The sequence below is a fragment of the Adonisia turfae CCMR0081 genome, assembly GCF_011009555.1.
GTDB lineage: Bacteria > Cyanobacteriota > Cyanobacteriia > Phormidesmidales > Phormidesmidaceae > Leptothoe > Leptothoe turfae.
This window is the reverse complement of the sequence record NZ_QXHD01000004.1, coordinates 5,397,333-5,422,959: the sequence shown is the minus strand read 5'-3', so window position 1 is coordinate 5,422,959 and position 25,627 is coordinate 5,397,333. Positions and strand designations below refer to the sequence as shown.

Genomic DNA, 25,627 nt, shown 5'->3' with positions numbered 1-25,627 from the left:
CGCTGAACAGCAACGTTAGCTGACTTTGCCGTCAGAGGTTGCATCAAATCAGAACATGAGCGAGTAGCTAGTTCTAGATTTTTCCATAATTGTATGAAAGTACCAAGCTTCATCACTCATTATCATTTAGCAGATCGCCAACCATTCCTGACTTTATCTGATCTAGAAAATGGTAGTGATAGTCCTATCTTTCAAGAGCTAAGAAATCGACACAAATATGATGCTGGTTATCAGAGAAGATATGGGACTAATTACATTAACACTAGGCGAAAGATTAAGAATGACTTGCGCCGTCTTTTTATAGAACGTGGTGGAAAACCGATTAGAAACTATCCTTTCTACTTTGTTCTCGGTGCATCAACCTGGCTTAAGCATCTGGCTAAAGAGCACCTTGAAGTAAGCATACCAATTTGTGATTTGAATCCAGAAACGACGTCTTTTACTTTTCCAGATAGTTATGTCGCTTTATCTGACAATAAAAAGCCTTACCATGGGAAGGTTTTCCTGCTCCACGAACTCAATAGTTTGATTAGCGAGTATGGAATGCCATGTGATGATGACTACCATAATTATGAACGCTATTGGGAAGGAGATTTTGAAAAGTATATCGAGTTTCAGATTTGGGAAAATAACATAGTTGAACCTTTTATAGATAGATATTACAAAGAGATAGCACACAGGTAGAACTCTACTCAGCTAACACTGCGTTGGTGCTGACGGGCTCAAAGCTATCGACTAAAATCAGAAATACTGACCGCCGCTCAGCTCCCTGTTAGCCGCGCATCTTGAAAATGACCGCAATTCCAAACGAGCTAGCCCGACGAATACAGGTGGCTCTTGAAGTTATTCAAGGTTCTGTTGGAACTGAGGAAGGTGAATTCGGTGCTGATCTGTTTGTCTCACATCACTTAGACGAAATGGACGCCGCCTATTGGTTGGAAAGACTGGGAACTGCTAAGCCAGATTCAAAACAGATCTTGGGACTTCTGATACTGCTCTCTCCCTCCGGTGAAGAGGAAGGCGAATTCGAACAGCTTGACTTTACTCTGCCTGGAGACGTTTCAAACTACATTCTCAGTGTTCAGTTCGACGATAGCGGAAACATCGATGAGATTTGCATGGGATCCTAATATATAAGGATTTAGCTGGATCTCAGCGAAAAGCTCATAAATTCCTTAAAGCAAGAGGGTGAATGTCGCCGTTAGCTTCCAGCCTCGATGTACGAACCTTAATATTCCTTGGGTATTCCATAAATGATTTAACATAACCTCTGAAGTCAATTTCTGGTAACCCGATGGCACGGCTTTACTATCGAGGTATGGCAGCGACGAATGGCAAACCAAAAATAGGTCGTAGCGCTCGTCTTCTAGGCGTGAGACCTGGATTGGATATTGATGTGTCTCATATGCTGCAAGGTTGGCTAGATGCTCAAGGTTATTTGTATCTTGAGGCGGAACGAAATGATTCAGGTGTAGAAGTGGAAGTCGCCATCCGACATACAAAAGGCATGTCCACATCGCTATCTATTGAAGGACTACCGCCTTTTCGGAAACCGAAGGCTTTCGGAGGAACAGGTAGAGATCCATTATGGCAAATTGACAGCAAGCACATTAATGGAGATTTAGAAGCCATCCAAGACAGCGCTACCCATGTCAGCATTATGCCAAGGGTTACAATGCTATTAGAACGGTATGAGGAAGCATTAGCAAAAACTCAGAACTATTGGCAAAAGGTGATTGATGATGGCGTGGGTATTTAGTCTATCGGCGGAATGTGGCTCAAATCAGAACACGGCAGAGCAATTCGCTCAGCATTTTGAGACTGTTTCATGGTCTCTATCAAATGGTTCTCAATCCCAGTGCTGTCCCACTGTTTTTCAAGACATTAATGGAAACTGGTGGTGCCGAATATGTCCTGATGGCATAAGCGAAGTAGGTATTGAGGCACCGGACTCAGCTTACTTAATGACAGAGCTAGGTATTTTGCTTTATCAACATTTGCAGTCTGCTCCAACCTTTCGTTACGCGCTAGTCGGACTTGAAGTTGATGAATTCAGAACGTTTGATGAATTACTAGATGAGTCATCTACCCTGAGTATGCCAGGGTTGGTTTTATCCGAGAGTATTTGGCAGGCACTTAGTTCACCATCTGTATTTAGAGCGTTTAGTTCAGGCTATGTTTGGCAGCCCTACGAAGGTGAAACTTACAAGCCTTTGACAGTATCTCCATTACTGAAAGAACAGATGAGTCGTTTGCTAGCTGCATAATGGTGTCTGCTCAACCTAGCTAACTCAAATGTTAGCCTGCAAAGTTGAAGGACGTGAACTCCAAAACGATAAGATACTAAACTTAGCACCCAATTGAAAAAAGTCACGATGAAGACAACAAATTTGCTAACTCTACCTGACAACCGGCGATTAGCCTATGCAGAGTACGGCAACCCTAACGGGCATCCCGTTCTTTACTTTCATGGTGGCGGAGCTTCTCGTTTAGAGCCGTTGTTGTTAGGCGATGAAGTATTTATTCGATTAGGCCTACGACTGATTGCGCCAGACCGACCGGGCATAGGGCAATCAAACTTTCAACCGAATCGCGGATTTTCTGATTGGACTAAGGACGTTATATTTCTTGCCGATACTTTGGGGCTAGATAAATTTTCAGTGTTGGGTGTTTCGTCGGGAGGAGGTTATACTGCTGCCTGTGCTGCAAAGATTCCTCATCGATTATATTCAGCCGTTATCGTCTCAGGCGCATGGGAATTTACCGCTGCGGATTTGCTGAAATACAAGCGTTGGGATTTGTTTTTAATCAAGTATTTTCCCTGGCTCTATCAAGTCTCAATGAGATTAACACAGCGATCGCTTAATGCCCCTCCAGACAAACTATTAAAAACCTTAAAAAAAAGACTTCCAGCAGCAGATTATGCGGTGATAAAATCGCCAGGTCAAATAAAGCAAAGCTGTGAAATTTTGAATGAGGGACTTCGTTCAGGAACACGAGGAACTGCCTGGGATCTTCAGCTTTACTTCAGGAAGTGGGACTTTAGTTTAGATGAAATTCGGATGCCGCTAACATTGTTCTATGGTGAAGAGGATAGGAACGTTCCACTTGATCTGGTAAAGCAGATTGCTGCGACTCTCCCGACGACTAAGCTAGTAATGTATCCAAATGAAGGACATATCTCAGTGGTGGTGAATCAGATTGAATCGATCGCCAAAGCTCTCCTAAGTGAATGAGAACTTTGTATTTGTTACGAACACTTCGGATGAAGATATAGCGATTTTCAGATTGTAATAAAGGCTATTGAGTATTTAGAGCAAATACAACAGCAAAACATTATTGAAGCACTTCGAGAAGCTATATTTTTCCATTAAATAGAGCGAAAGGCGGCATTCAAAAAGAGTAGAAAAAGCTGATTTGTGGCTAAACCACGTCCAATTTGAAACCCGGATTTTTAGCTTAAGGAAAAACTGTGGATCTGGACGCGGTGTATCTTGTGTAACCAGGCCTCACGAAAACAACCGTTAGGGGCAAGGAGCGACTCCCGCCGTACCCTCTGCAAAGGCCGCATTGGTGTCAATATCGTTGGGGTTAAAGGTGCCAACATTCCTTGCGGTAACATTTGCCTGGTCAAGCACTTGAAACTGACCGGCCCCATTGCTCACCAATTCAAAGCCATCGCCGCCAGGATTAGTAACACTGTTGTTATCGAGTGCCAGGCAGAAGTCTGTATCAGCCGTGTGCTCGATTCGCACGCCATTAGCGCCAGGATTGGTAATCGTATTGTCGGTCACAGTCGCAGTGACGTTGGCATTGTCTTCAATTAAGGTGAGTTCAATCCCGTCATCACCTGCATTGGTGATGGTATTACCAGTCACTGTAATCGCTGCTGTGGCATTTTCTTGAATATCATTAAAGAAAATGCCCTCTTCCCCTACGTCCGAGATTTGATTGTTGAGGACATTAACAGTAGCATTGGCATTATCTTCGATAATGTCAAATTCTATGCCTTCTGTCGCCGCGCCGAGAATAATGTTCTCTGCAATGGTGATATTAGATACGGTATCGTTTTCAATGTCATCAAAGATAATGCCTTCTTCATTCGCCACCGTAATCGTATTGCCGGTTACAGTAATGGTCGCGTTAGCCCGGTTTTCAATACTGTCAAACTCAATCCCTGTTTCATCACTAAGAATTTGATTGTTTTCAACGGTGATATTTGCGATCGCATCATTTTCAATGTCACCAAACTCAATACCCTCAAACGCTACATTGCTAATTTGGTTATTGGCGATGGTAATGGTGGCATTGGCATTATTTTCAATGTTATCAACTTCTATACCATCCCCCCCTGCGATCAGCGGATCCACATTTTCTGCATCAATCACATTGTCTGAGACTGTAATCGTGGCAACCGCATTGACCTCAATGTCATCAAAGAAAATATTGTCGAGTTGAGCATCCGTAATTTGATTGTTTTCCACCGTGATATTGGCGGTGGCGTCTCCCTCAATGAGGCCAAATTCAATGCCCGCTGCACCAATTGTGTTCAAGGTATTATTGGCGACGGTAACCGTTGCATTATCTGTTCCGTTAATGCCACCAAAGAAGATGCCATCGTCAGTTGTAGTCGAGATTTGATTGCGAACAATCGCCACGGTGCCATCAATATCAGGCAGGTTAATGCCGACATTGGCATTGGTAATTATATTATCTTCAATCGCAATACCCTCACCATTAGCCACAATGCCATCTGCCCCAGCCGGATCAATCGCCAGACCCGAAACTAATGTGTTGTTGCCGATTGTTGCAGTGCCGCTAACGGTCGGTAAGTTGCCGCTGCCAGAGCCTGGCAATATCACTTCCCCAAACTGAGTATTTAACAATTGTGTAGGCCCGACTGAGTGCACGTCTACCCCATCTGGCAGTGTAAAGGCACCGCCTGCATCACCCGCCTGCACATAAATAATGTTGTCGGCGTTAGCTGTGGCAATAGTAGTGGCATTGGCAATGGTATCAAGCGGCGCTTCAAAGGTACCCGTCGCTGTGGCTGCCCCTGTAGTCGGGTCGACATGATGGAAAACAAACGCCTGGTTCGTATCTGGGTTTATAGCAACAAAGGCAGCTTCGAGAATCGAGACATCCGTTCGTTCCTCTACCAAAACAGTGTTGGTCCGCGCAATGGGTTCTCCTGCTCTGGCCCACAGCCGCGCTTGTGAATTTTCTTCCGTATCAGATGGACGTTTTGTTGGGGCTCCTAACAACGCACTCACTGAAAAGACCGCGTTCGTGCCAAATACACCGTCATTCTGAACGCCTAGACCAACACGCAAGTTGTTTTGAATGCGGTAGTCTAGCGAGGCCCGAATACCTAAACTAGTTTGAGAGGCTTCTCCACCCAAATAATACACACCGCCTCGCCCCCACAAGCTACTCCTTTCACCAAAGTCAAACAGCTCAAGGCCACTGTCGAGTGACACGGTGGTCACAGCAGCTTGCACCTGGTCAACTCGCTGCTCATCAAACAACAATTGATTACCGACAAACTGAGGGTTTATGACCTGGGTTTCGGTGGCAATGACCTGACGGGCATTATCCGGAAGGTTGGCATTGAACGTTAAGTCCCAGTTCTCTCCTAGTAGCTCAGTGCCAATGCCCACCTGGGTAAAGGTACGCTCGCCCGTACTGCGAGCATCTAGCCCAGCATAGACCCCCCATATTGTACTGTCGTTTAGCAGGGCTCGGTAGCCAGCTTGCAAGCCACCGCCAAAGTCGCCGGTATTATCTACGCTCACACGACCATCAATAAAGGTAACATTTTGCCCCGGTGTTTGAAACAGCGGGAGAAAACCACCAAAGCTACTAAAGCCCTTGAAGCCAGCACCTTCGTTGTAGTTGACATTGAAGAAGGGTTGCAGACGAAGCGCAGCAGCTCCTGTCTCTGTTGGGATTGTTTCTGGGGTAGTGGACTGGGCAGTCTGAGCTTGACTAGTCTGAGTTTGAGCGATCTCATCAATGGAAACCGGTGTGGCGATTCTCCCAGGGAGAGCAGCAATTCCAAATTCCGACTTAAGAACAGGTGTCTGTGTCCTGGAGCTAGCAATCGAGTTGTGCACAGCGTGCCCCTATCCGATAGAGTCAATTCATTCGAATGGGTCTTGCCCTTGGCAAGATAGTCGTCATGGTCTCAAGTGTGCTCGGATTCGACAGTGTGCTCGGAAGTCTGACCTCATGCATAGGAATGATGAAGGATGGACGTCAGCCTAGTAACGCGACTCGTTATAGCCTTCAAGATGCGGTCTTGGGAGCATTTAGTGCGTTTTTCATGCAAAGCCCGTCATTCTTAGAGTACCAACGACAGTTGCAAAGCCGTCATGGTCAAGACAATGCCCAGAGTCTATTTGGCTTGACCAACATTCCGAGTGTCGAACAAATTCGTAATATTCTCGACCCGCTTCCTGCGAGGGGGCTATCGGGTGTGTTCATCTTGAATTATCAGGATTTAGAGAAACAGGGATATCTGCGTGGGTTTGAGGTACTTGGCAAGCATCTATTGGTCACCCTAGATGGAACCCAATACTACAGTTCGCATGAGGTAAGTTGTCCGTGTTGTTCAATCCAGACGCATCGCAATGGCCAGGTCACCTACAGTCATAAAGCTATCTTGCCAGTGGTGGTGTCGCCGAGCCAATCATCGGTGATTTCGTTGTCCCCTGAATTTATTTATCCTCAAGATGGTCATGAGAAGCAAGATTGTGAGCAGGCTGCAGCTAAGCGTTGGATAGCGACTCATGGACGGATGTTCGCTCAGCGAGATGTGATTTTGCTCGGCGATGATCTATACAGTCGTCTACCGATGTGTGAAACAGTCCTAGCTCAGGGAATGAGTTTCATCTTCGTGTGTTTACCGGAGTCGCATCCAGTGCTCTACGATTGGATTGAGTTCAATGCAGCCAAGGGTCAGGTCAAAACCATCGAGAAAACGCGAACTCAGGGTAAGGAGAACGTCCACTATCGGTACCGATATTTAACCGATGTTCCATTAGGTGGCACCCCGTCGGACCGGGTACTGAATTGGTGTGAGGTCACCGTCACTCGACAACGAGACGGCAAGCGACTCTATCACAACAGTTGGATCACTCCACTAGAGCTCAATACCCCGCAGCAGGTCATTGCTGTAGTTGAGGCGGCTCGCAGTCGTTGGAAAACTGAAAACGAAAACCACAATGTCCTCAAAACGAAGGGCTATCATTTAGAGCACAATTTTGGCCATGGGCAACAGCATCTAGCCTCGTTCTTATTGACCCTAAATCTGTTAGCATTCCTGTTTCATACCATCTTGGGATATGTAGACGAGCGCTATCAACGAATTCGACAGATTCGAGGTACCCGAAAAGGCTTTTTTCAAGATATTGTCGCCTTGACCAAGTACCTCTGGTTTGAGAGTTGGAACGCATTGATTGAGTTCATGCTCGATGATACCAAGCCGACGGGTCCCTTTCGAAATACCTCTTGATTCTCATCGTGACTGACATCCTCAACAGGAGTCTCTCTTACATACCACTCCTGTCCGTACATTGGAATTTGGAATTGCTGGATGGGTCTGCGGTTGTTGACGCTAGTTATTTAGACCTCTCCCTAATACAGTCACGTTTGCTCAATACAGTTAAATTCTTTAAGGAAGTCGACGATCTTGCTGGGGGCAAACCAAGATGGCAGGAATAGTAACTGGATTACTGGCTACGGTTTTAATTACGGGTGGTTTCTCTGCTCAGTCCGTAGGAGGGTGGGCCAAATCGGCGAATAGCTCCCAAACCACATCTGTTGCCTTTGTTATCGGCGATGCTATTGCCCAAGCCCAGACTCAGCAACGTCAGGGTCACTGGCTAGACGCGATCGCAACCTACAAAACTATTCTCTCAAATTCAGAGAGTACGACCTTACAACAAGCCCAGGCTGCTTACCAAACAGGCCGCCTCCATCGCCAACTACGGCAATTTGTCAATGCAATTCCCTATTTAGAACAAGCCCAAACCCAGTATCAAGCGGCAGATAATCCCCTGGGAGAGGCTGACACTCTGACTGAACTGGCCTATGTCTATCTATTGTTTGAACGCGAGACACTGGCCTCTGAAACGTTAGAGCAGGCAAAACGGCTATTCCAGACTCTGTCAGATGGCTCTAGCAGCTCTAAACAAAGCCTAAAGGCAGATATCAGCCGTACCGAGGCAATTATTCAATTTCGACTGGAACAGTATGCTGCTGCCAGGGCTCTGGCTAAAATCGCGATCGCAAACTATCAGCAACTGGTCGATAATCCTGATCCAGACAGTCCTGTCGAGGCTATTCTGCAAGACCAATTGCAGGTTGTTTTACAAACTCGAAATGTGGGTCTGGTGGATTTTGTTAACAATGACTTTGACTCTGCTATTACGATCCTGACCGAGGTGATTGAGGGTCTGGAAACCATTTATGCTGAGTATCAACGGTTAGGGAACACAACCGGCATCGCCACCACACAACATTATCTGTGTGAAACCTATAGCTTTGTGGGCGCGTCTCAACCTGCCTTAGGGTACTGTCAGGAGGCCCTGGCCACTTTTCAATCTTTGAACTATGGCCACTGGACAGGTCAGATGTTACAGAGTATTGGCTCAATTTACTATTTTGCTGAACCAAACGATGTCGGGTTGCAGACCGAGGCGGAGGCTCAGCAACAATCGCGTCGGTTTCAAGAACAGGCCATTGCCGCCATGGCAGCAGTTGGTGATGCCTGGAAGGTGGCAGAATATCAGCTGAGCCTGGGGGAAAATTATTTTTTTGTGGGTGACTATGATAGGGCCTTTGAGTTGGAGACCCAGGCCTTGGCCACCTATGAAGCCCTTTTGGAAACACCCTATGGAGAGATTTTAGGGGCCCCTTATCAAGTGGGACAGGCGTTACTACTCAGGGGAGATGTCTTTTATCAGCGGGGAGACTATACCACCGCATTAGAAGACTATCGCCGGGCTGAGGAAATTTATGCACCGCTGTCTCAAGTACCGTTAGCCACCCTAGAAGAAAAGCGTTCCCTGGGCTATGCCCATCTAGATTTGGGGCGTACCTATGAGAAACTGGCGCGCTATGGAGATGCGATCGCATCTCTAGAGAAAGCTCTGGCCATCGGTCGAGACTTTTATGAACCGTTTACCGAGAGCATGGCCCTGGATGGTCTGGCTAATATTTCTCTGGAGCTAGGCGAGTCTGCTCAACAAGAGACATTATCAGCTGAAGCGGAGGAGGTGCGATCTCAGCGGCGAGAGTATCGTATCGGGTTGTTTGAGGCACCAGAAGATGACTTGGCTAATCTGTCACCCGAGGAACAATTGGCCGCCGCCCAGGAGTTGGGCAGTCAGCAACAGGAGGGCTACGCCTATACGTCTATTGGGCTAGAAGCTTACCATAACAATGATTATGAGAATGCCCTTGTGGCCTTTCATCAGGCGATTGCTATCCATCAAGAGGTGGGGGATATCCCAGCGGTGGCCAGTTCGTGGGGTATGGTTGGTCTCAGCTATGAGGGTTTGGGCCAGCTAGAAGCAGCCACTCTGGCATTTCAGAACTCCCTGGCCCTGCATCGTCAAACAGGCGATCGCTTTCAGGCACGGGTGACCTTGCGAGATCTTGCCTATGTTTATTTCCAGCGAAATCAACCGGAAATTGCGATCGCATTTTACAAAGAAGCGGTGACTGTTAGCGAAGCCCTACGGGACGAATTGGAAACACTTCCCCTGGCCCGGCAAGCATCCTATGTGCAAAGTGTGGAAGCCACCTATCGGTTTCTAGCAGACTTGTTATTGCAGCAGGGACGCATTCTGGAAGCGCAGCAAGTCTTAGAACTGTTAAAGGTCCAAGAAATTCGTAACTATATTGATGACCAGCGGGCTGTTAATAGTGCTAGCGGTGTTACCCTACTGCCCCAGGAAGAATCGCTGTTAATCAGCCACGGCAGCCTGGTGGAATTTGGTAAAGCCGTTTCTCAATGTGAACAGAGCCGCTGTGACCAGCTCAGCAAGCTTCGCAATCAGCGCGATGATCTGGCGCGGGCCTATCAAGATAATGTGGATAAACTGTCTAGCTTTATTCGTGAGCAGTTGGCGGCTGATCAGGCCTTATTAGACCCAGAAGATTTAGGCGGTCAGGCCAGGGAAATCCTTAAACAACAGCCTGGTACGGTGGTTATTTATCCGTTAGTGCTGGAGGATAAGCTGTGGTTGCTGTGGGCTACGGAAGGCCGAGTGGTCAGTCGTCGGGAGATTGCAGTCAGTCGTTCTGAGGTGGCCAATGCGGTGGTGCAAATGCGTCAACTGTTGGATAACCCCAGGTCGGATATTGAGACCCTACAAGCGACGGGGCAACAACTTTATCAGTGGTTAGTTCAACCCATTGAAGAAGAATTAGAGGCGGGGAGCATTACAAATCTGGTGTTTGCCCTGGACCGTAACCTGCGCTATGTGCCCATGGCGGTTCTGCATGATGGGGAGCAATATCTGGTTGAGAAATATGGCATCAGTCACATTTTGTCAGAGGAGCTGACGGACTGGCGCGATCGCTTTCCTGCTGACATAAGCGTTTTAGCGGCTGGGGTTTCAGCGGGTACAGCGGAGTTTAATCCGTTGCCCTATGTGCCGGTGGAGTTAGATGGCATTGTGCGAGAGGACGGTGAGGATACGAACGGGATTTATGACGGCACCAGTTTGTTGGATGAGGCGTTTACGTTTAATAGTTTGCGGGATGGGTTAACTGGGCAGAACATTTTGCACATTGCCACCCATGGTGAGTTTGTGCCGGGCCGTTCGGATGAGTCTTATTTGCTGTTGGGAGATGGTGAGCGGCTGCCGATTCCGGAGATTCGGATTTTGGGGGATTATCTGGAGGATGTGCATTTGGCGGTGCTGTCGGCCTGTGAGACGGGTTTAGGGGGTGCCAAGGCGGATGGTTTGGAAATTCAGGGGATGAGTTATTTCTTTTTGGACCATGGGGTGGAGTCGGTGCTGGTGTCGCTGTGGCGGGTGAGTGATGTGAGTACGAGTTTGCTGATGCAGCAGTTTTATCGGAATTTGGCGACGGGTGAGTTGTCTAAAACTGAGGCGTTGCAACAGGCTCAGTTAATGTGGATTGGGTCTGGGGAGGAATTGGCGGCGGATACGGCGCGTATTATTGGTCAGCGAATGACTGCAGAACAGGGGAGTACGTTATTGTCGCATCCGTATTATTGGGCTCCGTTTATTTTGATTGGTAATGGTCTGTAGGTCTTGCTGATTAGGAGATTTCTACCGATACCGTTGGCTGAGCGGAGTCGAAGCCAACAATCTCAGCCAGCGTGCCCTGAGCGGAGTCGAAGGGCACGATTATGCTCCGAAACACCCAAACGGGAATTGTAAATACAAACAACCCTTCCCTGAGCTGCACCTATGCAACGTTTTCTCTCAACCTTGATTGTCATAGGTGCCCTCATATCACCTGTAGCCCTGCCAATGCCGCAGGCAGTCGCCCAAGAAACCATTGAACCTATAACCGACGAAAGCAGAGCCATACAGCTGCATAATCAAGGCTTAGAGCAATTTAATCGCGGTCAATATCAAGAGGCATACGTCTCCTGGCAAATGGCCCTTGAACTTTTTCAAGCCTCCGGTAACCGTGAGAACCAGGTCAATACCCTCAATAGTTTAGGAATTCTATTTCGTACCTTGGGCCAGGCCGAACCAGCGCTTGACCATCACCAACAATCCCTCGACATTGCCCGAGAGTTTCATAATATCCCCGCAGAAAGTAGAGCCCTAACTGGCCTGGGCCAGGTATATGACATGCTCGGTCAATACCCACAAGCCATTGACCATTATGAACAAGCTCTGGCACTTAACCTTGAGCCCCAGGCACATATCTTTGCTCTGGGTAATCTGGGTAGTACTTATATGAATCTAGGCCAATATCAACGGGCCATTGAATACTACGAACAAGTACTGCCTTTGGTGCGTGCAAGCGATAATCGTCTAGGCGAAAGCTCGGTTTTGGGTAATTTAGGCATTGCCTACGACAACCTGGGCCAGTATCAACGGTCCCTCAGCTTATTAGAACAACAACTGGCCATCACCCAAGAACTTGGCTACAGAGCAGGTGAAAGCCGTAGCCTGGGAAATTTAGGGAATGTCTATATCGACCTGGGGCAGTACCAGCAGGCCATTGACCTATTGGAACAACAACTGGCCATTACCCGAGAACTTGGCGATCGCCCTGGGGAACGACGGACCTTAGGTAACTTGGGCAATGCCTATTCCCGGTTGAATCAAATTGAGGTGGCGATTGGTTTTTATGGGCAAACCCTTGCGATCGCACGCGAACTAGGTAATCGCGTTGATGAAGGTCGCTCCTTAGGTAATTTAGGCTATGGTTACAGTCGTTTAGGTCGGTGGCATCAGGCCATCGACTTTTTAGAACAGCAGCTAGTGATTGCCCGTGAGCTAGGAGATCTGCCTGGAGAAAGCAGAGCCCTAGGAAATCTAGGCCATGTCTATGGCCGTTTGGGGCAATCTCAAAAGGCGATTGAGTATTTTGGTCAAACTCTGGCCATCAGTGGTGAAAGTGGCGATCGCCACGAAGCCGGACTGGCCCTAAGCAACCTGGGTTATGCGTTTCAGGCAGATGACCAACCGGAATTAGCCATTGCCTTTTTTAAGGAGGCGGTCACGGTACGGGAAAATATTCGTCAGGATATCGCAGATCAGGCTTTGCTACAGTCCTACACAGATACGGTGGCGGATAGCTATCGTACGTTAGCTGGCCTGCTGCTGGAGCAAGGGAGGGTTCTCGAAGCCCAGGAGGTATTGGAATTGCTGAAGGTTGAGGAGTTAACAGAGTATACGGACGAACGGGCTGGCGATAGCGATGCGAAAGTGACGCTGCTACCAAAGGAAAAGGAAATGGTAGAGCAGTACTCCTCATTGGTGGAATTTGGTAAACAGCTGCAGGACTGTGAAGCGACTAAATGTGAGAAATTAGGAGATTTGAGATCTCAACGGGACGATCAGTTTCGTCAATATCGAGAAGCCGTCAACAGCCTCAAAACCTTTATTGGCGATCGCCTGGCAGAGGGCGACAAATCTAACCTTTTGTTAGATCCTGAGAACTTTGCGACAACGGCCAAAGATATTATTGATCAGCAACCTGGCACCGTTGTTATTTATCCATTGGTGCTTAAAGACAAACTGTGGTTGCTGTGGGCTGCCGATGGTCGTGTCATTGGTCGACGAGAACTGCCTGTGAGCCGTCAGGAGGTTGGCCAGACCGTGGTTCAGTTTAGAACCTTGGTGGAAAATCGCAATTCTGACATCGAAGAAATTCAGCGCCTGGGACAACAGCTTTATGACTGGTTAATTGCCCCCTTTGAAACAGAGCTTGCCAGTAACCAGGACATAAAACACCTGGTTTTCTCTCCAGATCGGGTAATCCGTTATTTACCCCTGGCGGCCCTTTACGATGGTGAACAATATTTAATTGAAAAATATACTGTTGGCACAATTTTATCGGCTGCGCTTACGGATGTGACTGATCGCTCTCCGGTAGGGACCGATGGTGTTTCGGTATTGGGTGTGGGTGTGTCACAACAAATTGGAAACTTTAACGCTCTCCCTAATGTGCCCATTGAGCTAGATGCCATTATCCGTGAAGAAGACAATCCCAACGACACCAAAGGTATTTACCCTGGGCAACAGTTACTTGATGATGATTTTACATTTGAGACATTGCGAGATTCCCTTGGTGGTCAACAAATTCTCCATATGGCCACCCATGGTGAATGGGTAGCGTCTGAGGACGATCCTTACTTGCTTATGGGCGACGGACAACGGCTACCTACCCCAAAAATTGATGATCTAAGCAGCTATTTGGAAGATGTGCATTTAGTTGTCCTGTCCGCCTGTCAAACTGCATTGGGTGGGGATGACAAAGATGAAATAGAAGTGGTGGGTCTGAGCTACTGGTTTCTAAAAAGTCAGGTTGATGCGGTAATGGCTTCTCTTTGGAACGTCAATGACTCAAGTACTAACGTGTTGATGCAAAATTTTTACACCAATTTGGCCCAAAGCACCACAGCTAACCCCGTCACTAAAGCTGAGGCATTACAAACGGCCCAAATTGCCTTTATCCAGAGTACAGACTCAATAACAACCAGTGGCGATCGCATTATTGGCCAACGCGAAACGGAAGGTAATGGCTCAACACTGTTTGCCCATCCCTACTATTGGGCACCGATGACGTTAATCGGCAATACCCTGTAGCCACTAAACCACCTCAACCGAAATCGAAAATGCTGCAATATCAGCGGTTTGAATCTGGGGCAGCTCATCCGTCATCGCTGTATTATCCAACGGTGCACTCCGGGAAGAACTGATCTCACCCAGCAGCGTATTCACCGCTCTCAACGATAGCTCAGCCGACTCACTGTCACTACGCTCACCCAGGGCTTGCAGCGTGGCTAGCGTTTGCAGCTGGGCCAACCCTTCCACAAACGGCTCTCGACTTGCAATAATTAATGCCTCGGCCCGACCCCGTTCTTGACCATAGAGCGGCTTTTCTTTTTCTGACAAAGATGGGGCATAAAGCTCTGTACCATTGCCCTCCAGACGACTCTCAGCAATCTGTTGTTCACGGCCCTTTTGAGGACGCGGCAAAACCACAAACATCCGCCCATCGGTAACAAATATCACAATGCTGATATACAGAGGCTCAGGCTCGTGATTAACTACCCGAAACCGAAAATCTTGATCTAGCAAAATTTGGTGAGTACCCCCTGACTGTGCCTCACCCGATTCACCACGGGGGGTGAAGGCTGAGGCAATCAGTTCAACCTGTTCACCAGCTACTTCAGCTACTTCACCAATAATGGAGGCGTCTACCTTCAACCGGGCAGAATTAGCTTTGAGTAGAGATTTGATTAATCGGGCGGCTAGTAAGGACTGAAGCTTGGGGGTGAGGCGTGTCACGGCATCCGTAGCTGACTCTGCAGTATCACGGCCAAAGGAGCCCGGTATCCACTCATCAAGACTTTGGGAAAATAGGCCAATCCTGTCCGTATTGGGGACCGCTTTATCTTTAAACCGTCGCTTATATCCAGCCGTCATTCGACTGAGGATGTAGTGCACCTCTTTTTCGTAGGGAACATTGCCCCCCTGGTGAGGGACCCCAACCACCCGAGGAATGGCACCTAACTGCTGCTGAATCCGGCTGGTATAAAGACCCAAAGACGGATCAATGCCAATCCGTAGCTGCAACTCAGGCGATACCACCCGAGAAAATTCCTGTAGCAATGTTCCTGCTGGCACTGCCGAAGGGAGCTTGATAACACCCCGCATACCCTGGCGTGACAATAGCTCCACCTCACCCAGTGATTCAAAGCCTGCCGGGGTAAACTTAGCCCCCCGACCAAAGGTGGTAATACTTTCATGGTCGATCCCCCCAAGCCATACGGTGGCCTGATCACCATCCACCTGAGTAACAACGGCCTCAGCCGGTGGAATTTGTTTTTTCTCAGGAACAAAGTAGATATCTGACTGGGCTTGTTCCGATGGGGCATCCAGAAAAGGAACCTGACCAGACAGATCCTTCATATCACGGGTAATGCGCACCACAGTACCTTGACTGCTATCGGTCTGTTGCCACAGATACTGGGTGAGCAGGTAGGTAAAGGCTCCCGCATAAAACCCGTCAAAGCCTACATCAACAGCTTCTTCATCTTTTTGGGCAGCAGCGATGACCACCCCTTTAGCCACACCAATATTGCGACGATTTTGCAGAGTCGGAACATCTACACCTAACGTCCGCAACCACTGGCTTTGATACGCTAACTCCGCTGCACTCGCCTGATACGAATTGCCATCAAAACCTGAGCGCACCCGCACATTCCCACGGGTACCGCCGCCGGCGTAGCAGCTGTCCAAGACAACACTGACCTGGTCCGTTGATAACGCCGACGTCAGCAAAAACAACGTCCGTCCCATGATGTCATCAACGTCAGTGCCATTTTCTTGAATGTCACCAGGTACAAAAGTACTGTTAAGCCCATCACCATCAGGGGAATTGGGCTCTAATACCTGGGAACCATGGCCCGAGAAATGAAAAACCACCACATCCCCAGGCTGAGCCTGATGGATCAGATGCTCTTCAAAGGCTGCCAGAATATTGCTGCGGGTAGGCTTATGTGCCGCATCATCACTAAGGACCAGAATATCGCTGGCCTGAAATCCAAAGCGATGTATCAGTAGCTCGCGTTGTAGCTCTACATCCGTTGTACAGCCTCGTAAATTTGTAAAGCGACTGTTACCAGAAGGATATTGATTGACACCGACTAGCAACGCCAATTTTCGAGTCGTCGGTTGGGCTAATGCCTGACCGTAGCGTAGACCGTGGGAAACAAGTTGCCGCTCACTTAGCCCGTAAGCTGCCAATGTGGTCCCGGCAAACTGTAAAAAACGGCGACGGTTAAATGTCGGCATAAGGTATCCCTTTCAAGCAGCCCGTAGGGTGGGCAATAGAAACTGCTCAGGCATACCGCAGCAGGATATCCAATGCCCACTTTCGAACAGGTTATGTCTCTTTGATTTCAGACTTCATGCGGTCTAGGGTCATCTGCATCTGGTCAAACATCTTTTGTGGTGTCATCCCAAATTGACCCAGATGGGTTTTCAGCTGTTCCATCGTAAGTTGAGCTGTGAAATCTTCGGACAGCTCAAATCGTTTCATAAAGACGCGATATCGATCCATGATGCTTTCCATCTGCTCGATGTATAGCTTCTTGCCATCGCGATCAAATTTGCCGTAGCTGCTACCGAGCTGCATGAGGGCCTGATAATCCTGAAAGAGCTTCGTGGCTTCCTGCTGCACGATCTCTGAATCAAAAAAGCTCATACATCTACTCCCAGGGGCTTACTTTCATTGGCTGCGCGCTATCTGTAAGCGTTAACGTTGACTACTCTTTCAGAGTAAAAGCTCGTTTCGATATACGCAAAGGTGAGATATCCCCACCTAATACCTACTAGCGATCACCTAGCGACCCAGTAATTTCTTAAGCCAAGATTGTTGCCCTGACTCAGGCTTAGGGTCTGGTGGAACCACCTGACTAGCTGCCTTACGCTTTTCAGCCATGCGTTTTTCTAAAACTTGACTATATTTCAACGCTACGGAATGGTTGGGGTTTAATTCTAAAACACGCTTCAAATGGGCACGGGCCATGCCGTAAGACTTCTTCATCAAATAGGCTTGGCCGAGCATTGAGTGAAGTTCAATCCCATTGGGTGCGATCTTAAGCGCTTCTCTCAACTCCTGAATGGCTAGATTGTAATTACGCTGGTTCAGATATGTCCGAGCTCGAATACCATATTTTTCAGCGTAGTTGATAACAGGGGGTTCCGGCGGTTTAGGATCTTCCTTCTTTTCTTCTTCTTCTGAAGGGTTATGGTCAACGGCAACTAAGCCAGTACGCTTAGGTCGGATAGGCTTACTGATCTTACGGTGTAGAAATGCTAGGTTGAGCTGACTTAGACCAGACAGCACCATGGCAAACTCATCGGTCGAGCTGAACTGGGTTGTTACTAGCTGATTAACCGTATTTTCATAAAAAACTTCCACTTCTGCTTCTGGAATACGCAAAAGCTGTTGAGCGCTTTCAAAAGAAGGCGCGAGTTTGCCTTGACGATCGAGTTGCCTAGCGCGAAACCGCATGTTGGCCAAAACTTCGGAGCGATTCTTCTCTTGCTTAAGCCGTTGATAGCCAGGATTGATGACCTTAGCAATCAGCTGCTCAGATATTTGACTAATGGCAGTGGGGTTAGTCGCTTGAACATCGGGATGAAGAAGTTTTGCTATCTGGCGATAGCGCTTAAGAATGCGACGATCTTCAGCATTTAGAGAGAGGCCTAGGGCAGCGTAGGGATCTTTCTCAGCAACTGTGATCCATTCATCTTGAAATGACTTGGCGTTGGTCATGCAACAGGAGGCTAAGAATTGGCTCACGTACAATTCATAAACAACACGAGATTGCTAAATTCCGGCGACTACTAACATTTGAACCGTCCGTTAGATATAAAAGTAGCCGAATTTTTAGCGTTTTAAGTTTTGATTTCTGACCTTAGGGATTACTTTCAGGAGAATGCACAAACTAACTTTGCAAAAAGCATACAGTCTATAAGCACAAACGTTTTGGATGGATGAGGTATGGATACCTCTATAAATTCTAGATTCTCCAGTCAAAATATCCCTTGGGGTCAAGCATGATGGATGCATCATGTTATATAAACACATATCAAATTCTAGCTGTTTCATTGGAAAATTAGGCACCCTCTATAGTGCTCAATTACTAAAATTCGCGATGTCGTACCTTCAAGTTAAAACCAAGGCTGTTTATGGATGATCATCAAACTAATCATCAGAAAAATAGAAAAATTGCAGCCTTACTCGCATTTATAGGGGCAATTCAGCCAACTCCGGTTCCTTTTGCTGGGATTCATAAGTTTTATTTAGGTCAGTATGGCTGGGGGATGGCTTATTTGCTTTTGGGGGCAACCCAGGTACCACGGTTTGCCTGCCTGCTTGAAAGCATTTGGTATTTAACTGAGCCTCTGTTCCAAAGGCTTTGGCAGCATAATAACCAGAGGGCTTCACCCATCCCTAACCTGGGTGAAGCCGTTGAAGGTGTGGCGAATAGCCTCCGAGAAATCGAGCATTTGCGGCAGGAAGGGCTGCTGTCAGAGTATGAGTTTGAGCAAAAACGACGCAGTTTGCTAGAGCAAATACCCTGATGCAATGGAGGCCTTGAGTGACCCGTCAGAAATCCCCACAGTCATGGCGACGTTTTTGGGTTAAACAGGCCCTGCGAGGTTTGGATGCCCTAGAAGCTGGGCTTACTCCCTTGAGAAAAAAGCTGGCTCAGGATAATTACTATCGCTTTAGCTCAGTTGATGAAGTGCAATTGGGAGCAAAGTTGGGAGTGCGGATTGACGCCAATCGCGCCACTGTCGATGACTGGTTACGATTGCCAGGTATTTCGATTCATCAGGCGAGGTCTTTGGTGGAACTCAGTCGTTCGGGCATGCTGCTAACCTGTTGGGACGATGTTGCAGCCATCACTGGTATCGGTTTACAGCAACTGCAGGTATTTGAGGGTGTGGTGCAGTTTTATTATTACGATCTCGATAGTGAGGTTATGCCCAGACAGCTGCTGATTAATCAGGCAAGTGCTAGGGAGTTAACAACAATTCCGAGTATTGATCTAGCACTTGCTGAGCGGTTGGTTTACGGTCGTCATCGCTATGGTCCCTACAGGGATTGGTTAGATCTAAAACGGCGACTACAGCTACCTCCTGAGGTGATAACAGAGTTATTGCACTATTTGCGTTTTTAAGGTGAATGAACGCTGTATCCCTTGCCTATGTAGACATTGGGACGATAAGAAACGGCTGAAGGGAAATCTATTTAATCTGAAAATCTCTCATCCGGTCGGGTACTGTGCGGAAAACGGTTGAGTTGACTTGGTGATAGGTATATCAAGTTATGGTGATGAGACTCACACCAATCTTGTAAAACGCGGAGTTTACTTGAGTTGTCTGCAAATTCTACGGGAATATCCTGGGTCTGTCCGTGGAATTGAGTAGGTTGAGATAAGTATAGAGTCGGGACCATGCAGGGACTAACAAAGGTCAGTAAGGCAATTCATCGTGGGATCACAGCTGTTGCAATGACGATTGCGATCGCTACAATTTACGCAGCCATGCCCGCTGAGAATCAGGCAAACAGCGGAGAGGTATTAAGACACCAGATACAGGCTATTTTAAAACTTCATCAAGCTGATAAAGAAATTACGCAGGACATGCAAGACTCCCAAGAGAGTTTAGCAACACTCTTACTGAGCTCCCGAACCAAGGCTTACAGCCATCAGTGAACAGCTGTAGGTTAACATTTATTGCATTAGATTTAGCTGACCGCGATTTTGGGCACGTTCCGTAACAATATCCTTGGATCCGGCGTTGGCTCCCATACCATAGGGACTATGACTAAATCTCTACTGACTGATGCCAGCCGTCGCCTGGATCGGGCACTCAAGTACGTGACGATTTCTGAGGATGCGGCGGAGCGGTTAAAAGCCCCCAAAGCAAGTCTTAAGGTGTCTATTCCGGTGCGTATGGATGACGGATCCCTGAAGGTTTTTGAAGGATACCGTGTGCATTTTGATGACACTCGTGGACCCACAAAGGGAGGGATTCGCTTCCACCCCCAGGTGACGTTGGATGAAGTTCAGTCCCTGGCGTTTTGGATGACGTTTAAATGTGCGGCGCTCAATATCCCGTTTGGTGGGGCCAAGGGAGGCGTTACCCTTAACCCCAAAGAGCTTTCCAAAGCAGAGTTGGAACGGTTAAGCCGAGGATATATTGATGCGATCGCAAACTTTATTGGTCCTGATACAGATATTCCGGCCCCCGATGTCTACACAAATCCCATGATCATGGGGTGGATGATGGATCAGTACAGCATCATCCGCCAGCAGCGCAGCCCGGCAGTGATTACCGGTAAACCTGTGGCCCTGGGGGGGAGTTTAGGTCGATCTACAGCGACGGGGACTGGTGCGTTTTACGTGCTAGAAGCCATGATGGAGCATCTGTCAAACAAACGATCAGGCAAACAGCCATCCTCTCCAAAAACTGTTGCCGTTCAAGGTTTTGGTAATGCTGGTGCGGTGGTCGCTCGGCATCTATTTGACGCAGGTTACACCATTGTTGCCGTGAGTGATTCGCGTGGGGGCATTTATACCCCTAATGGACTAGATATTCCCAGTATTCAAAAATTCAAGGCTGATACCCGCTCTGTTAAAGCCGTCTACTGTGATGGCAGTGTGTGCAATCTTGTTGAGCACGAAGTGATTACCAACGATACGTTGCTCAGCTTAGATGTGGATATCTTGATTCCAGCGGCATTGGAAAACCAAATTACCGCAGCCAACGCCGATGCGATTCAAGCTCGCTATATCTTTGAAGTGGCCAACGGGCCCATCAGTACCGACGCCGACGACATTTTAGAGGCCAAAGGCATTACCGTCTTTCCCGATATTTTGGTCAATGCCGGGGGAGTGACCGTGAGCTATTTTGAGTGGGTGCAAAATCGCAGCGGTCTGTATTGGACCCTCGACGAAGTTAATCAACGCCTGAAGAAACAAATAGTGGCGGCGGCCGATACGATTTGGCACATTGCCCAAACCCACAAAACATCGGTGCGCACGGCGGCCTATATCCATGCCCTGAATAGCTTAGGTGCAGCCATGGATGCACGGGGCACACGGGCGGATTATGTGTCGGGGAATAGAGAATAACCCTATGTAGGGGCGTTCCATGGAACGCCCCTACATAGGGTATGGAGAAGGTAAAATTGCTAGGCACATTATTAGGCCTGGAATGACCGCTGAAAAATCTTCTCCCGAAACCACGTTGGGAACATCACTGCAAACCATGGTGAAGTCCAATGCCAGATTGGTGGCCATTGCTATGGCAATCGCCGTGGTCATTCGACTATTTATTGCAGAACCTCGATTTATTCCATCTAACTCGATGGATCCAACCTTACATATTGGCGATCGGTTGCTGATCGAAAAACTCTCCTATCGTTTCCATCCACCGCACCATGGCGATATTGTGGTGTTTGAACCACCGCCACAGCTCCAGGCCATTGGCTATCGGCCTGAGCAGGCCTTTATTAAACGGGTTATGGGTTTGCCTGGTGACACATTAGCTGTCCGTCAAGGTCAGGTCTATCGCAATGATCAGCCCCTAACAGAACCCTATATTCTGGCTGCTCCTAACTATGAGATGACCCCAGTCGCGGTGCCAGACAATACTGTTTTTGTCATGGGAGACAATCGTAACGACAGTAATGATAGTCACATTTGGGGTTTTTTACCCATAGAAAATATAATCGGCCATGCTACTGTACGCTTTTGGCCCCCGGATGACTTAGGAACGGTTTGAAGTAGTAAGTAACTGGTTCAAAAGAACAGACATGGACCGCAGGGCGCAATGGCAAAGCTCTAGTCTTTAAAAAGGATTAGGTTTTAACGGCGGAATACCGAACCTCTTTCCCTTACAAGCTTTGCTAGGCTAATCAAGAAAATACCGTAACGGCATTGTGCGATCGCAACGAGGAGCTTGGCTATGGCAGCAACTGACTTCAAAGATTATTACCAAATTCTGGGGGTCAGTAAATCCGCTAGCACGGACGACATTAAACGTGCTTTTCGCAAGCTCGCTCGTAAATACCATCCAGACGTTAACCCTGGCGACAAAGTAGCTGAAGCCAAATTTAAAGAAATCAACGAAGCAAACGAGATCTTATCGGATCCGGAAAAACGTCGAAAATATGACCAGTTTGGCCGTTATTGGCAACAGGGGGGGCGTGCAGGTGCAGGCGCAGCCCCGGGCGATTTTGGTGGCTTCGACTTTAGCAACTACGGCAGTTTTAATGAGCTACTAAATGAACTGTTGGGAGGGTTAGGCGGCGGCTTCCCCGGTGGAGCCCGCACGACCTATCGTCAGTCCACCGGTGGCGGCCCAGGGTTTGGGTTTGAAACCGCTGGGGCCAATAATAGTGCCCAGTTTGACCAAGAAGCCAGCATCACTCTGGCCATGTCAGATGCGTTTAATGGTTCTCAGAAAAAGTTTCGCATCGGTGGTGATGCACTGACAGTCAAAATTCCAGCCGGTGTAAAACCGGGTAGCAAAATCCGTCTGCGGGGTAAGGGACAAATGAATCCTTACACCCAGCAGCGGGGCGACATCTACCTGACGGTAGATATTCAACCCCATTCTTTTTTCCAGTTTGATGGCGACAATAACCTGGTGTGCGAAGTCTCTATCTCTCCCGATGAGGCCGTGTTAGGGGCCAAAATTGACGTCCCTACCCCTGACGGTAGTGTTACTGTCAATATTCCTGCCGGGATTCGCTCTGGTCAAACCCTGCGTTTGCGAGGTAAAGGATGGCCCAAACCCAAGGGCAGTCGCACCGATCAGCTGGTAACGGTGATGATTAAAGCGCCCAAAAGCGTTACTGATAAAGAGCGTGCTCTGTACGAGCAACTGCGTAATGTACGCAGCTATAACCCCCGACAAGAGTTGCAAAATGTCAGGCTGTAGGCTGTAACTAGTTAGCAAAAAGCGAGTAGAGTCATTGCCTACTCGCTCTTTGTGGGGTCATTTTTTGTGGGGTCATTAACGGGTGAAAGGGGCGCGCTATTGGCTAAGTCTGTGACGTAGCGTTCACCGTTATATCGCAGGACAGGAACCGCTTCATCCATTTCAGGCTCAGTTGTGTCAGCGGGAGCATCCAGGATGGATGCTTCTTCCAGACTGTGTTCCAGATCTGTGACAATTTGCCCCTGATGGTTAAGCTGGGCAGCCACCTCAGTTTGGTCTTCTAAATCCCCTGTGTAGGACACCAGATTGGAGAGGCTGTTGAGTAAATCCCGCACATTACTGCGTAGGGTGGGATCGCCGGTCAAGGTGTCCACATCGGCCATGATTTTTTGGGCGCTCTGAAACACATCGCGGGCGGATTCGATGGTTTGCTGTAGCAGGACTAAGTTTTCGCTGGTGTTAAGTCTCGAAGAAATATCCCGCAAATCCTGGGATGCAACGGCAGCATTGGTGGCTAAAAGCTCAATGTTGTTCACCAGAGTGCCATCCTGGATGACGGGGCTGAGGGTATCTAAAGCCAAACGCAACTGCCCCGTGCTAGCACTAATGTTGTCAAGGGTAATGGCCAGATCATCTTGGTTGCTGGCCAGCATCGTATTGACCTGGGTCAATGTGACATCTAATTGCTCAGATGTACGCACAGTGGTTGCTTCTAGCTGGTTAGCTGCTTCCGATACAGACGCCAAGGTCTGGCGTGCTGATACGGATAGGGGTTGAATTTCATTGCGTAGACTTTGAGCCATCAAAGTCACTTCATCGGTCAGGCCAACGACGTTACCCGAAATTTGGCGAGTATTGTCCAGAATTTCCCTAGCATCTGCCAAGAGCTCAGGGTCGGCAAGGGCCTCAGAAATCTCCTGGGAGGATTCCAGTAAATCCTCATAGTTCACCCCCACCAAGCCATTCACCCGGTCGCCATTGCAGAGAATTACGCTACTATCACAGTCGCGTGCAATGGGCTCAGGTAAGGAATCGTCGTTCACACTGACGTCTGATGGCGGTTGAATGGCAATCGTCGTTTCACCAATGAGTCCCGACTGACTTGTTTTAATGACTGACTCGGCGGGAATACGCAGGTCTGATTTATTGATCTGAATCTCGACTACCACTGTATTCGAGCTTGGGGTCATGCGAGTAATTTGGCCGACTTGCACACCACGATAACTAACGGCGGAGCCTTCCAGGATACCGTTGGCGCTTTCAAAATCCACCAACAGGCGATAACTACGCTGACCGTAGTTCACACCTCTTAGCCATATAACCAGACCGCCAAAGAGGGCCACACCTGCCAGTACTAGCAGGCCAACAGAGCCTTCACGAATGGTTCTTGCACGCATTAGTTTCCTATGGGATTAACGGTAGATAGTACAGCCAGTCGTACACCCTGGGGAAAATTATAAAGGGGAGTCTAAACCTCGTCTATATCTAGAAAGTCGTCCCATATTCAGAAATATTGTTCTGATCCAGGGAAATGCGCGGTTTCAATTTCGCTACATTTAACAGAATCAATTGGTAACTCGAATCGGGCCGTCGATGGCGGCACTAAAAAACTGTCGGACATAGGGGTTAGGGGTAGAGTCAATGTCTTCAACAGGTCCCATCCACTGAATGGAGCCTTTGTGCAGCATAACGACACGATCGGCGGTGCGACGAATTGTGCTGTCCTGGTGAGTGACAATTAAATAAGTGCTACAGCCCCGGTTGCCATGGATGTCACGAATTAAATCTTCAATCACCGTTGAAGCAATGGGATCTAATCCGGCAGTTGGTTCGTCATAGAGCAAAACCGTTGGCTTTTCTTCGGCCTCACGGGGATTATTGATGACGGCGCGGGCAAAGCTTACTCGCTTGCGCATACCGCCTGAGAGTTCGGCTGGGTAGCGATCGCAAATGTTCGGTAGCCCCACCATCTCCAGGGCATGTTTAGTCAGTTCATTAATCTCACGCTCTGCTAAATCAGAGTTTTGATATAAGGAAAACCCGACATTTTCCTGTACTGTCAATGAATCAAACAGGGCTGCCTGTTGAAACACCATGCCAATATTGACCGGATCGTTTGTCGCATCTTCAATCAACCCGTGGCGCTGCTGGCCAGCCACAAAAACATCGCCATTGTCAGCAGCGAGCAACCCCGCAATGATACGCAAAATAGTCGATTTTCCCGTACCTGATGGGCCGATGAGGGCGACGGCTTCACCGGGCTCAACAGTTAGGTCAACATTGTTAAGTACCTGATTGCTACCAAATCGTTTAGAAATACCCTTGAGTTCAAGAATTGGGGTATCCCCTCCGCAGGGAGACTGGGGAACAATCGCGTTAGGTTCTGGGACAGACATGGCGGTGGTTGCTATAACTCGCTAACG

Annotated in this window: 20 protein-coding genes; 14 read left to right on the top strand and 6 right to left on the bottom strand. The window is 48.2% G+C overall.

Translation table 11 applies throughout. The features are described 5' to 3' along the window. The first annotated feature begins 93 nt into the window (after nt 1–93). From DXZ20_RS27040 to DXZ20_RS27020, 5 genes are all read left to right on the top strand, one after another. Nucleotides 94–684 carry a hypothetical protein gene (locus DXZ20_RS27040; RefSeq protein ID WP_163668290.1) on the top strand — a complete coding sequence of 197 codons (591 nt, stop codon included), beginning with the start codon at nt 94–96 and terminating at the stop codon, nt 682–684. A 107-nt stretch (nt 685–791) separates the two neighbouring features. Continuing rightward, nucleotides 792–1,130 (top strand): DUF2004 domain-containing protein, encoded by a 339-nt coding sequence (locus tag DXZ20_RS27035; RefSeq protein ID WP_163702194.1) that lies wholly within the window; start codon nt 792–794, stop codon nt 1,128–1,130. Nucleotides 1,131–1,294: 164 nt separating this feature from the next. Then, nucleotides 1,295–1,759, top strand: coding sequence for a Tse2 family ADP-ribosyltransferase toxin (locus DXZ20_RS27030; protein WP_163702192.1), 465 nt, complete (start codon nt 1,295–1,297; stop codon nt 1,757–1,759). Further along, on the top strand, nt 1,743–2,267 hold the full coding sequence (locus DXZ20_RS27025) for a hypothetical protein (protein WP_163671773.1): 525 nt from the start codon (nt 1,743–1,745) through the stop codon (nt 2,265–2,267). The genes DXZ20_RS27030 and DXZ20_RS27025 overlap by 17 nt, the downstream gene beginning before the upstream one ends. Nucleotides 2,268–2,375: 108 nt before the next feature. Next, a complete protein-coding gene (locus DXZ20_RS27020) occupies nt 2,376–3,236 on the top strand; it encodes an alpha/beta fold hydrolase (protein ID WP_163702189.1) in 861 nt (286 codons plus the stop codon). Nucleotides 3,237–3,524: 288 nt separating this feature from the next. Here DXZ20_RS27020 and DXZ20_RS38600 read toward each other — a convergent pair whose 3' ends face one another. Next, on the bottom strand, nt 3,525–6,116 hold the full coding sequence (locus DXZ20_RS38600) for a right-handed parallel beta-helix repeat-containing protein (protein WP_163702187.1): 2,592 nt from the start codon (nt 6,114–6,116) through the stop codon (nt 3,525–3,527). Between the two features lie 125 nt (nt 6,117–6,241). On the opposite strand from DXZ20_RS38600, the gene DXZ20_RS27010 reads away from it, so the two are divergent. The 3 genes from DXZ20_RS27010 (at nt 6,242) to DXZ20_RS27000 (ending at nt 14,315) form a co-directional block, all read left to right on the top strand. Beyond that, entirely contained in the window at nt 6,242–7,516 is a 1,275-nt protein-coding gene (locus tag DXZ20_RS27010) for an ISNCY family transposase (RefSeq protein WP_250565829.1), read from the top strand. Nucleotides 7,517–7,712: 196 nt separating this feature from the next. Continuing rightward, nucleotides 7,713–11,291 (top strand): CHAT domain-containing protein, encoded by a 3,579-nt coding sequence (locus tag DXZ20_RS27005; protein ID WP_163702185.1) that lies wholly within the window; start codon nt 7,713–7,715, stop codon nt 11,289–11,291. Nucleotides 11,292–11,453: 162 nt separating this feature from the next. Then, the gene (locus DXZ20_RS27000) at nt 11,454–14,315 is read left to right on the top strand and encodes a CHAT domain-containing protein (protein ID WP_163664049.1); all 2,862 of its coding nucleotides are present in this window, start codon (nt 11,454–11,456) and stop codon (nt 14,313–14,315) included. Nucleotides 14,316–14,318: 3 nt separating this feature from the next. On the opposite strand, the gene DXZ20_RS26995 is transcribed toward DXZ20_RS27000, so the two are convergent. The 3 genes from DXZ20_RS26995 to DXZ20_RS26985 form a co-directional block, all read right to left on the bottom strand. Then, nucleotides 14,319–16,529, bottom strand: coding sequence for a caspase family protein (locus DXZ20_RS26995; protein WP_163702183.1), 2,211 nt, complete (start codon nt 16,527–16,529; stop codon nt 14,319–14,321). 91 nt (nt 16,530–16,620) lie between these two features. Next, nucleotides 16,621–16,941 (bottom strand): DUF1825 family protein, encoded by a 321-nt coding sequence (locus DXZ20_RS26990; protein ID WP_163664053.1) that lies wholly within the window; start codon nt 16,939–16,941, stop codon nt 16,621–16,623. A gap of 138 nt (nt 16,942–17,079) precedes the next feature. Further along, the gene (locus tag DXZ20_RS26985) at nt 17,080–18,018 is read right to left on the bottom strand and encodes a J domain-containing protein (RefSeq protein ID WP_163702181.1); all 939 of its coding nucleotides are present in this window, start codon (nt 18,016–18,018) and stop codon (nt 17,080–17,082) included. 416 nt (nt 18,019–18,434) lie between these two features. On the opposite strand from DXZ20_RS26985, the gene DXZ20_RS26980 reads away from it, so the two are divergent. The 6 genes from DXZ20_RS26980 (at nt 18,435) to DXZ20_RS26955 (ending at nt 23,204) form a co-directional block, all read left to right on the top strand. Continuing rightward, entirely contained in the window at nt 18,435–18,830 is a 396-nt protein-coding gene (locus DXZ20_RS26980) for a hypothetical protein (RefSeq protein WP_163702180.1), read from the top strand. A 17-nt stretch (nt 18,831–18,847) separates the two neighbouring features. After that, nucleotides 18,848–19,432 (top strand): ComEA family DNA-binding protein, encoded by a 585-nt coding sequence (locus tag DXZ20_RS26975; protein WP_348918730.1) that lies wholly within the window; start codon nt 18,848–18,850, stop codon nt 19,430–19,432. 276 nt (nt 19,433–19,708) lie between these two features. Continuing rightward, nucleotides 19,709–19,969, top strand: a complete 261-nt coding sequence (locus DXZ20_RS26970) for a hypothetical protein (RefSeq protein WP_163664058.1) — start codon at nt 19,709–19,711, stop codon at nt 19,967–19,969. A gap of 108 nt (nt 19,970–20,077) precedes the next feature. Continuing rightward, nucleotides 20,078–21,391, top strand: a complete 1,314-nt coding sequence (locus DXZ20_RS26965) for a Glu/Leu/Phe/Val family dehydrogenase (protein ID WP_163664060.1) — start codon at nt 20,078–20,080, stop codon at nt 21,389–21,391. Between the two features lie 136 nt (nt 21,392–21,527). Beyond that, nucleotides 21,528–22,043 (top strand): signal peptidase I, encoded by a 516-nt coding sequence (gene lepB, locus DXZ20_RS26960; protein ID WP_250566207.1) that lies wholly within the window; start codon nt 21,528–21,530, stop codon nt 22,041–22,043. A 183-nt stretch (nt 22,044–22,226) separates the two neighbouring features. Further along, on the top strand, nt 22,227–23,204 hold the full coding sequence (locus DXZ20_RS26955; RefSeq protein WP_163664062.1) for a DnaJ C-terminal domain-containing protein: 978 nt from the start codon (nt 22,227–22,229) through the stop codon (nt 23,202–23,204). A 38-nt stretch (nt 23,205–23,242) separates the two neighbouring features. Here DXZ20_RS26955 and DXZ20_RS26950 read toward each other — a convergent pair whose 3' ends face one another. Both DXZ20_RS26950 and DXZ20_RS26945 read right to left on the bottom strand, forming a co-directional pair. After that, nucleotides 23,243–24,601 carry an MlaD family protein gene (locus DXZ20_RS26950; RefSeq protein WP_163702178.1) on the bottom strand — a complete coding sequence of 453 codons (1,359 nt, stop codon included), beginning with the start codon at nt 24,599–24,601 and terminating at the stop codon, nt 23,243–23,245. Between the two features lie 168 nt (nt 24,602–24,769). Then, nucleotides 24,770–25,600 (bottom strand): ABC transporter ATP-binding protein, encoded by an 831-nt coding sequence (locus tag DXZ20_RS26945; protein WP_163702176.1) that lies wholly within the window; start codon nt 25,598–25,600, stop codon nt 24,770–24,772. Nucleotides 25,601–25,627 lie beyond the last annotated feature (27 nt).

Bases quoted from the DNA above. Each gene is read 5' to 3' on its own strand.
- DXZ20_RS27040 (WP_163668290.1), top strand. From the start codon at position 94: ATGAAAGTACCAAGCTTCATCACTCATTATCATTTAGCAGATCGCCAA.
- DXZ20_RS27035 (WP_163702194.1), top strand. From the start codon at position 792: ATGACCGCAATTCCAAACGAGCTAGCCCGACGAATACAGGTGGCTCTT.
- DXZ20_RS27030 (WP_163702192.1), top strand. From the start codon at position 1,295: ATGGCACGGCTTTACTATCGAGGTATGGCAGCGACGAATGGCAAACCA.
- DXZ20_RS27025 (WP_163671773.1), top strand. From the start codon at position 1,743: ATGGCGTGGGTATTTAGTCTATCGGCGGAATGTGGCTCAAATCAGAAC.
- DXZ20_RS27020 (WP_163702189.1), top strand. From the start codon at position 2,376: ATGAAGACAACAAATTTGCTAACTCTACCTGACAACCGGCGATTAGCC.
- DXZ20_RS27010 (WP_250565829.1), top strand. From the start codon at position 6,242: ATGATGAAGGATGGACGTCAGCCTAGTAACGCGACTCGTTATAGCCTT.
- DXZ20_RS27005 (WP_163702185.1), top strand. From the start codon at position 7,713: ATGGCAGGAATAGTAACTGGATTACTGGCTACGGTTTTAATTACGGGT.
- DXZ20_RS27000 (WP_163664049.1), top strand. From the start codon at position 11,454: ATGCAACGTTTTCTCTCAACCTTGATTGTCATAGGTGCCCTCATATCA.
- DXZ20_RS26995 (WP_163702183.1), bottom strand. From the start codon at position 16,529: ATGCCGACATTTAACCGTCGCCGTTTTTTACAGTTTGCCGGGACCACA.
- DXZ20_RS26990 (WP_163664053.1), bottom strand. From the start codon at position 16,941: ATGAGCTTTTTTGATTCAGAGATCGTGCAGCAGGAAGCCACGAAGCTC.
- DXZ20_RS26985 (WP_163702181.1), bottom strand. From the start codon at position 18,018: ATGACCAACGCCAAGTCATTTCAAGATGAATGGATCACAGTTGCTGAG.
- DXZ20_RS26980 (WP_163702180.1), top strand. From the start codon at position 18,435: ATGGATGATCATCAAACTAATCATCAGAAAAATAGAAAAATTGCAGCC.
- DXZ20_RS26970 (WP_163664058.1), top strand. From the start codon at position 19,709: ATGCAGGGACTAACAAAGGTCAGTAAGGCAATTCATCGTGGGATCACA.
- DXZ20_RS26965 (WP_163664060.1), top strand. From the start codon at position 20,078: ATGACTAAATCTCTACTGACTGATGCCAGCCGTCGCCTGGATCGGGCA.
- lepB (WP_250566207.1), top strand. From the start codon at position 21,528: ATGGTGAAGTCCAATGCCAGATTGGTGGCCATTGCTATGGCAATCGCC.
- DXZ20_RS26955 (WP_163664062.1), top strand. From the start codon at position 22,227: ATGGCAGCAACTGACTTCAAAGATTATTACCAAATTCTGGGGGTCAGT.
- DXZ20_RS26950 (WP_163702178.1), bottom strand. From the start codon at position 24,601: ATGCGTGCAAGAACCATTCGTGAAGGCTCTGTTGGCCTGCTAGTACTG.
- DXZ20_RS26945 (WP_163702176.1), bottom strand. From the start codon at position 25,600: ATGTCTGTCCCAGAACCTAACGCGATTGTTCCCCAGTCTCCCTGCGGA.